The sequence below is a fragment of the Vibrio penaeicida genome (assembly GCF_002933855.1).
GTDB lineage: Bacteria > Pseudomonadota > Gammaproteobacteria > Enterobacterales > Vibrionaceae > Vibrio > Vibrio penaeicida_A.
Genome location: NZ_BFAQ01000019.1, coordinates 129,567 through 137,398 on the forward strand (window position 1 = coordinate 129,567; position 7,832 = coordinate 137,398).

The 7,832-nt window shown below is 44.4% G+C and carries 11 protein-coding genes; 9 read left to right on the plus strand and 2 right to left on the minus strand.

Features of this window, described 5'->3' with window-relative positions:
* Positions 1–35: 35 nt before the first annotated feature.
* Both VPNCDNU1_RS11075 and VPNCDNU1_RS11080 read right to left on the minus strand, forming a co-directional pair.
* Positions 36–257 carry a SlyX family protein gene (locus VPNCDNU1_RS11075; RefSeq protein ID WP_101111198.1) on the minus strand — a complete coding sequence of 74 codons (222 nt, stop codon included), beginning with the start codon at positions 255–257 and terminating at the stop codon, positions 36–38.
* Positions 258–262: 5 nt separating this feature from the next.
* Positions 263–1,246, minus strand: coding sequence for a WD40 repeat domain-containing protein (locus tag VPNCDNU1_RS11080; RefSeq protein WP_104400381.1), 984 nt, complete (start codon positions 1,244–1,246; stop codon positions 263–265).
* Positions 1,247–1,384: 138 nt separating this feature from the next.
* Here VPNCDNU1_RS11080 and fkpA point away from each other — a divergent pair, with 138 nt between their 5' ends.
* The 9 genes from fkpA to VPNCDNU1_RS11125 all read left to right on the plus strand — a co-directional run.
* The gene (gene fkpA, locus VPNCDNU1_RS11085; RefSeq protein WP_104400382.1) at positions 1,385–2,176 is read left to right on the plus strand and encodes an FKBP-type peptidyl-prolyl cis-trans isomerase; all 792 of its coding nucleotides are present in this window, start codon (positions 1,385–1,387) and stop codon (positions 2,174–2,176) included.
* Between the two features lie 220 nt (positions 2,177–2,396).
* The gene (locus VPNCDNU1_RS11090) at positions 2,397–3,077 is read left to right on the plus strand and encodes a helix-turn-helix transcriptional regulator (RefSeq protein WP_371410790.1); all 681 of its coding nucleotides are present in this window, start codon (positions 2,397–2,399) and stop codon (positions 3,075–3,077) included.
* Positions 3,074–3,472 carry a sulfurtransferase complex subunit TusD gene (tusD, locus tag VPNCDNU1_RS11095; protein WP_104400383.1) on the plus strand — a complete coding sequence of 133 codons (399 nt, stop codon included), beginning with the start codon at positions 3,074–3,076 and terminating at the stop codon, positions 3,470–3,472. The genes VPNCDNU1_RS11090 and tusD overlap by 4 nt, the downstream gene beginning before the upstream one ends.
* Positions 3,469–3,825 carry a sulfurtransferase complex subunit TusC gene (gene tusC / locus VPNCDNU1_RS11100; RefSeq protein WP_104400384.1) on the plus strand — a complete coding sequence of 119 codons (357 nt, stop codon included), beginning with the start codon at positions 3,469–3,471 and terminating at the stop codon, positions 3,823–3,825. The genes tusD and tusC overlap by 4 nt, the downstream gene beginning before the upstream one ends.
* 9 nt (positions 3,826–3,834) lie before the next feature.
* Entirely contained in the window at positions 3,835–4,116 is a 282-nt protein-coding gene (gene tusB / locus VPNCDNU1_RS11105; RefSeq protein ID WP_104400385.1) for a sulfurtransferase complex subunit TusB, read from the plus strand.
* Positions 4,117–4,339: 223 nt separating this feature from the next.
* The gene (gene rpsL, locus VPNCDNU1_RS11110) at positions 4,340–4,714 is read left to right on the plus strand and encodes a 30S ribosomal protein S12 (RefSeq protein WP_004399892.1); all 375 of its coding nucleotides are present in this window, start codon (positions 4,340–4,342) and stop codon (positions 4,712–4,714) included.
* A gap of 118 nt (positions 4,715–4,832) precedes the next feature.
* Positions 4,833–5,303 (plus strand): 30S ribosomal protein S7, encoded by a 471-nt coding sequence (gene rpsG, locus VPNCDNU1_RS11115; RefSeq protein ID WP_031493416.1) that lies wholly within the window; start codon positions 4,833–4,835, stop codon positions 5,301–5,303.
* A gap of 75 nt (positions 5,304–5,378) precedes the next feature.
* The gene (gene fusA / locus VPNCDNU1_RS11120; protein ID WP_104400386.1) at positions 5,379–7,475 is read left to right on the plus strand and encodes an elongation factor G; all 2,097 of its coding nucleotides are present in this window, start codon (positions 5,379–5,381) and stop codon (positions 7,473–7,475) included.
* Positions 7,476–7,593: 118 nt separating this feature from the next.
* Positions 7,594–7,832: GTP-binding protein (locus VPNCDNU1_RS11125; protein ID WP_237324119.1), on the plus strand; the 239-nt coding region annotated here is incomplete at its 3' end.

The window sequence follows — 7,832 nt, forward strand, 5'->3', positions numbered from 1 at the left end:
CCAGGTATAGTTTCCAGGCTCCAGCGTCAAAAGGATCAGTAATGCGGTGGGGGCGTTTCTTCAGAAGCGTCCGCCAAGTTGGAGGAATCCATATTTTTCACCTTGCCGACCACATATTTCATTTGATCCTGCATCTTTGTAATCAGCAGTTGCTGCTGACTCAACGCGTCGTTCAACTCGTCAATGGTTTGCTCTTGAAAAGCAAGTTGGCATTCTAAGTCTTCAATACGTTTTTGCAGTTCTTTCTCGTTTGGCATGGTGTTTACTCAGTTTCAATCCGCCACGCTTGAGCAATACCTGCTGACGTGCCAGAAATAATTCGTTGCTGTTCATCAAAGGACGCATCATACACGACAGCGCGGGGAGGGCGAGCATCTTTTTGCGGTTCGACTTCCCAATAATCCAGACGTTTGCCACTTTGTGTATCCCATAGCATGACTCTGCTTCCTGGCGTACCAGTAACAAGCTGCTTGCCATCGTCAGAAAAGCGTGCAGATGTGAATATTAGCTGACGTTGGAACGCTTTTAATTCGGATATTTTCTCACCGTTAGATAAATCCCAGACAAATGCATCGTTAGAGCCATCAGACGTAAAAGCAAGTTTACCGTCGCGCTGCAGAGCAACTCGATTGATTCGGGCATCGTGCTCAAATTTATGAAGTGCTAGTCCGGTTTGGGTGTCCCATAAGTAAGCGTTGTAGTCGTTTCCACCAGATAGAGCAAATCGACCATTTGGGGAGAGAGCCACAGAATTAACTTTTTCCCGATGAGCAAGGAACTCAAGCCGCCGTCCAGTGACTAAGTCCACATAAATGGCTTTACCATTTGATAAGCCCAGTAGAACTTGTTCACCATTGCTGGAAATGTCGATATCGCGGATAACGCCATCAGAGATAGACCAGAGCCCTTGAGCTTGTGTCCAACCAAGATCCCAAACTGCAAAATTCTGTTGCGTAGCGGTAATGGCAAAGCGTCCGTTGTCGGCAATTCGAATATGGGAGACGGTATTGGATTGTGGATCTTGAGCGCCTAATTGGGCAAGCTCTTCATTGTTTTCAAGATCCCATAGAAGCAATTGGTGCTCTTTTGAATAAAGTAAAGCAAAGCGTCCATCTCGGCTCAAACCAAAGCTGGTTGTGCCAGATGGTTCTATAACCCAGCGCTGGTCATTTTTTTGTGTGAAAAAGCACCCATTTAACAAAAGAATGACAATGGTTAGAACCACAGAGTGAGAAACTGTTCGCATCGCTGTAGAAATCCGGTTTGTGTCAGTGGACATGAAACCAGTATATTGATACCACAACTTTTTTGCACGAAACTGTGCAAGATATTTAAAGGATGTCGGAGAGGCTCTCCGCCAAACATTTATAATTTGGAGAATTAAATGAAACCTTTGTTTAAAGCGTCACTGCTAGCTGCAACAGTTGCTCTGGCTGTAGGCTGTCAAGAAGAAGTAAAAGAAGAGCCGAAAGTAGAAGAAACCGCAAAAGTAGAACAAGCTGCTCCAGCTGTGGCCTTCCAGAACGAAGATGAAAAAGCGGCATACGCAATTGGTGTATCGTTTGCAAACTACTTGAACACAAGCATTGAAAAGCCTAAAGAAATCGGTATTGAGCTGAAGAAAGAGCTTGTGCTTCAAGGTATCGAAGATGTATTTGGTGAGAAAGCGGCGCTAAACGAAGACGAAATTCGTGCTGCTCTAGAGTCGTTAGATCAGCGTGTGGCTAAGAAAATGGAAGCGCAAGCAGCAGAGAAGTCTGCAGCTGCTAAGAAAGAAGGCGACGATTTCCGTTCAGAATTTTCTAAGCAAGAAGGCGTTTCGGCGACTGAGTCTGGGCTTCTTTACCAAGTATTGAGCGCAGCAGAAGGCAATTCACCTAAAGAGACAGATACTGTTGTTGTACATTACTCAGGTACTCTGATTGATGGCACTAAGTTTGATAGCTCATACGATCGCGATCAACCTGCAACGTTCCCTCTAAATCGAGTGATTCCAGGTTGGACTGAAGGTGTTCAGCTAATGCAAGTTGGCTCTAAGTACAAGTTTGTTATCCCACCAGAGCTAGCATACGGCGAGCAAGACACTCCAACGATCCCTGCTAACTCAACGCTAGTATTTGAAGTCGAATTGCTTGAAATCGACGGTGGCGACAAAGCAGAAACGGCAACTCAATAAGCATTGGTCTACATATTCAAAAAGAGCTCTTCGGAGCTCTTTTTTTCGTCTGTATCTAGGAAATCAATGCAATGTTTGCTCTAAGTCACTAGATAGTATGGTTATCCGTGCCCGATTAAAATTTTCTGATAAACTTCTACCAAATAATTGAAATAAATATGCACTAGGTAAGGTGAACGTGAATACATCAGATGCGATTTATGCAGATTCGCTGCTTGAGATGGAATCCATAGATGTGAAGCCATTTTCTGAGCACGATAAAATTATCCTTCGCTCATACGAAGCGGTGGTCGATGGGCTTGCCAGTTTAATTGGTGCACACTGTGAAATCGTATTGCACTCACTCGAAGATCTAAATACGTCTGCCATTAAAATTGCTAACGGAGAAAATACAGGCCGTCAGGTGGGGTCTCCGATTACGGATCTTGCTTTAAAAATGTTGAAGGATATCGAAGGTTCAGAGCGTAACTTTTCTCGTTCTTACTTTACTCGCGCGAAGGGTGGAGTGTTGATGAAATCAATCACAATCGCCATCCGCAACGGTGACAACCGAGTTATTGGTCTTCTATGTATCAATATCAACCTAGATGTTCCTTTCTCTCAAGTTTTGCAAGCATTTATGCCGAACGAAGAAGCGAAAGAGGCTGCTTCTTCCGTTAACTTTGCTAGCGACGTTGAAGAGCTGGTGGATCAAACGGTCGAGCGCACTATAGAAGATATTAATGCGGACAAGTCTGTCTCTAACAACACTAAAAACCGTCAGATTGTTATGGATCTCTATGACAAGGGTATTTTTGACATAAAAGACGCAATTAACCGCGTTGCAGATAGGCTCAACATCTCCAAGCACACCGTTTATTTGTATATTCGTCAGCGTAAGACTGAGGATGGCGAGAAGTGAGTGTATCTCTCACTTATACTCTAGTTGTTAATGGTGGTGTATATGGTACTCAATCTGCCCGAAATGCTTACCAATTTGCATGTGCGCTGATTGAAAAAGGGCATACGCTAGTCAGTGTTTTCTTTTATAAAGATGGCGTGTACAACGGAACGCAATTAGCGGTACCTGCTAACGATGAGTTTGATCTAACAAAAGCGTGGCAAGAGTTAGCCAATACAAATGGTGTTCGTATGGAGACTTGCGTTGCTGCTTCATTAAGACGTGGAGTGGTTAGCCAAGATGAAGCTGAACAACATCAATTGACGCAACACAATCTAGCCCATGGTTTTGAACAAGCCGGTTTGGGGAGCTTGGCTGAAGCAATGCTTACCCAAGATAGAGTGGTTCAATTTTGAGCAAGTTAACATTTGTATTTAGAAGTTTGCCTCACGGTAGTAATTCTGGACGAGAGGGCGTCGATGCGCTTTTGGCTGCATCGGCATATTGTGAGGACATAACCGTTTTGTTTATCGGTGATGGCGTTGCTCAATTACTAGCGTCGCAAAATACATCTGACATTCTTAGCAAAGATTATGCTCCAATGTTCAAGCTCTTCGATTTGTATGACATCGAAAACGTGTTCATATGTGAAGACTCTCTCCATGAGCGTGGACTAAAAGATGCAGAGTTAATCATTGATGCAAGCCGATTATCTAGAAAACAGATGATAGATAAATTGAATTCTGCTGGTAAAGCACTGACTTTCTGAGAATAGAACATGCTACACATCGTCAAATCTCAAGCTGGAATAAAAGAAGCCATCCAATATTCAGCCTCACATGATATCATCTTACTTGTTGAAGATGCCGTCTATGCCGCTAACACCCACCATCATGCATTTGAATACCTTGTAAACAGTAAACTGGCTATTTATGTACTGATGCCCGATGTGGATGCAAGAGGGTTGAGAAGCTGCATTGATGATAACGTTGCTAAAGCTGACTTTAGCGATTGGGTCACCCTCACAGAAGTACATGAAACTACTTTAACTTGGGAATAAGCCGCATCGGCATTCAATTATCTTCCCTAAAAATGCAGTTATGCATTGCGCTTGTCTTTATGTGTTTTTCGCTAGACAAGCTAAGCTGGTAAAAAAGATCTGTATATTTCTTGACACTCACATCACTGCTGCATAGAATTTTGCGTCCCCAATTGTACATAGGTGCATTTTGGGGAATAGATTTTTCACAAAGCTTACTTTCAAGTAATTCAGGAGCTAGTTAATGGCAACTATTAACCAGTTGGTACGTAAGCCTCGTGCAAAGCAGGTTGTTAAAAGCAACGTGCCTGCACTAGAAGCGTGCCCACAAAAACGTGGTGTATGTACTCGTGTTTACACTACTACACCTAAAAAACCTAACTCAGCACTTCGTAAAGTATGTCGTGTTCGTCTAACGAACGGCTTCGAAGTGACTTCGTACATCGGCGGTGAAGGTCACAACCTTCAAGAGCACTCAGTTGTTCTAATCCGTGGCGGTCGTGTTAAAGACCTTCCGGGTGTACGTTACCACACTGTTCGCGGCGCACTTGACTGTGCTGGCGTAAACGACCGTAAGCAAGGTCGTTCTAAGTATGGTGTGAAGCGTCCTAAGTCTTAATGCCCCTTTTCTGTAAAAAGAAAGGCGTTAAGTAAGGCCAAACACTAAATTTTCATTTTTATTTTTTGAAGAAACTGAAAAGTTTTGGATAACCTGAAGAAGACAACGGAGAATATCCATGCCACGTCGTCGCGTAATTGGTCAGCGTAAGATCCTTCCAGATCCTAAGTTCAAATCTGAATTGCTGGCAAAGTTCGTTAACATCCTTATGGTTGACGGAAAGAAATCTACTGCAGAGAAAATCGTTTACACTGCACTAGAAGCAATGGCTGAGAAATCTGGTAAAGATCACTTAGCTGTATTTGAAGAAGCTCTTGAAAATGTTCGCCCAGCGGTAGAAGTTAAATCTCGCCGTGTGGGTGGTTCAACTTACCAAGTACCTGTAGAAGTACGTCCGGTTCGCCGTAACGCACTTGCTATGCGTTGGTTGGTTGAAGCTGCGCGTAAGCGTGGTGAAAAATCTATGGCTCAACGCCTAGCTGCTGAAATGCTAGATGCGTCTGAGAACAAAGGTACTGCGGTTAAGAAACGTGAAGACGTTCACCGTATGGCTGATGCTAACAAAGCATTCGCACATTACCGCTGGTAATACCTTCTGTGCTGCGAGGTTCTCTCGCAGCACTTTTCTATTTTCTAAGGTGAACCTTAGTAAGAGGATACAATCGTGGCTCGTAAAACTCCTATTGAGCGCTACCGTAATATCGGTATCTGTGCTCACGTAGACGCAGGAAAAACAACCACAACTGAGCGTATTCTGTTCTACACTGGCCTTTCTCACAAAATCGGCGAAGTTCACGATGGTGCTGCAACCATGGACTGGATGGAGCAGGAGCAGGAGCGTGGTATTACTATCACCTCAGCTGCAACTACTACTTTCTGGCGTGGTATGGAAGCACAGTTCCAAGATCATCGCGTAAACATCATTGATACCCCTGGACACGTAGACTTTACTATCGAAGTAGAGCGTTCTCTCCGTGTACTTGATGGTGCAGTGGTTGTGTTCTGTGGCTCATCAGGTGTTGAACCTCAGTCTGAAACTGTATGGCGTCAAGCAGACAAATACCAAGTTCCTCGTATGGTATTTGTAAATAAGATGGACCGTGCAGGCGCAGACTTCCTACGCGTTGTAAACCAAATTAAAGATCGTCTTGGTGCGAACCCAGTTCCTATCCAATTAAATATTGGTGCAGAAGATGAGTTCGGAGGTGTCATCGACCTTATCAAGATGAAAGCAATCAACTGGAATGAAGCCGATCAAGGCATGACGTTTACATACGAAGACATTCCAGCTGACATGCAAGAACTTGCAGAAGAGTGGCATTCAAACCTAGTTGAAGCAGCGGCTGAAGCAAGCGAAGAGCTAATGGACAAATACCTTGAAGATGGCGAATTAACTGAAGCCGAAATCAAGGATGCGTTACGTACTCGTACACTAAACAACGAAATCGTACTGGCAACATGTGGCAGTGCGTTCAAGAATAAAGGTGTACAAGCGGTATTGGATGCTGTTATTGAATTCCTGCCTTCGCCTGTAGACGTTCCTGCAATCAAAGGAATAGACGACGATGAAAATGAAGTTGAACGTCATGCTGACGACAACGAACCATTTTCAGCTCTCGCGTTTAAAATTGCGACAGACCCGTTTGTAGGCACATTGACATTCATGCGTGTTTACTCTGGTGTTGTGAACTCTGGCGACAGCGTCTATAACTCTGTTAAGCAAAAGCGCGAACGTTTCGGTCGTATTGTACAGATGCACTCAAACAAGCGTGAAGAGATTAAAGAAATTCGCGCTGGCGATATTGCCGCTGCAGTCGGTCTAAAAGATGTAACAACAGGTGACACACTGTGTAATCAAGATCATAAAGTAGTACTTGAACGCATGGAGTTCCCTGAACCAGTAATTCAAATTGCGGTTGAACCTCGTTCTCAAGCTGATCAGGAAAAAATGGGTATTGCGCTAGGTAAGCTGGCAGCAGAAGATCCCTCTTTCCGTGTTGAAACTGATGACGAAACAGGTCAAGTTCTGATTTCGGGTATGGGCGAACTCCACCTAGAAATTATTGTTGACCGTATGAAGCGTGAATTCAGTGTGGACTGCAACGTGGGTAAACCACAAGTTGCTTACCGTGAAACCATTCGCGGCAGCACAGAAGTTGAAGGCAAATTCGTCCGCCAGTCAGGTGGTAGAGGTCAATACGGACACGTATGGCTGAAACTAGAGCCTGCAGAAGTTGGCGACGGGTTTGTTTTTGTAGATGAGATCGTTGGTGGTGCTGTTCCTAAAGAATACATCAGCTCCGTATCGAAAGGTATCGAGGAGCAAATGAACAACGGTGTGTTGGCTGGCTATCCTGTACTGGATGTTAAAGCAACACTTTTCGATGGTTCATACCACGATGTCGACTCAAGTGAGATGGCGTTTAAAATCGCTGGCTCCATGGCCTTTAGGAACGGTGCACTTGAAGCGCAACCTGTTCTTTTAGAGCCAATGATGAAGGTTGAAGTAACGACTCCAGAAGACTGGATGGGTGATGTAGTAGGCGATCTTAACCGTCGTCGCGGCATCATTGAAGGTATGGACGAGGGGACAGCTGGCCTGAAGATAATTCGTGCACAAGTTCCGTTGTCAGCCATGTTCGGGTACGCAACTGACTTACGTTCTGCGACACAAGGTCGTGCTTCTTACTCTATGGAGTTTAGTGAGTACGCTGAAGTGCCTAAAAATGTTGCTGAAGCAATCATTTCAGAACGTGGATAATCGTTATTTGATTAATAACGAACCTATTGCGCTGACGCAAGTTGGCGCATAAAATAGCAAATTCTGGCGCACCTTGAGCAGATTTCAGGGTGAATCATAACTAGGAAGGAACACGATCGTGTCTAAAGAAAAATTTGAACGTACGAAACCGCACGTAAACGTTGGTACTATCGGCCACGTTGACCACGGTAAAACAACTCTAACTGCTGCAATCTGTACTACTCTATCTAAAGTGTACGGCGGTGAAGCGAAAGACTTCGCATCAATCGATAACGCTCCAGAAGAGCGTGAGCGCGGTATCACAATCGCAACTTCTCACGTTGAGTACGACACTCCATCTCGTCACTACGCACACGT

Coding starts and splice junctions, on each gene's coding strand:
- VPNCDNU1_RS11075 (WP_101111198.1), bottom strand. CDS start 257: ATGCCAAACGAGAAAGAACTGCAAAAACGTATTGAAGACTTAGAATGC.
- VPNCDNU1_RS11080 (WP_104400381.1), bottom strand. CDS start 1,246: ATGCGAACAGTTTCTCACTCTGTGGTTCTAACCATTGTCATTCTTTTG.
- fkpA (WP_104400382.1), top strand. CDS start 1,385: ATGAAACCTTTGTTTAAAGCGTCACTGCTAGCTGCAACAGTTGCTCTG.
- VPNCDNU1_RS11090 (WP_371410790.1), top strand. CDS start 2,397: ATGGAATCCATAGATGTGAAGCCATTTTCTGAGCACGATAAAATTATC.
- tusB (WP_104400385.1), top strand. CDS start 3,835: ATGCTACACATCGTCAAATCTCAAGCTGGAATAAAAGAAGCCATCCAA.
- rpsL (WP_004399892.1), top strand. CDS start 4,340: ATGGCAACTATTAACCAGTTGGTACGTAAGCCTCGTGCAAAGCAGGTT.
- rpsG (WP_031493416.1), top strand. CDS start 4,833: ATGCCACGTCGTCGCGTAATTGGTCAGCGTAAGATCCTTCCAGATCCT.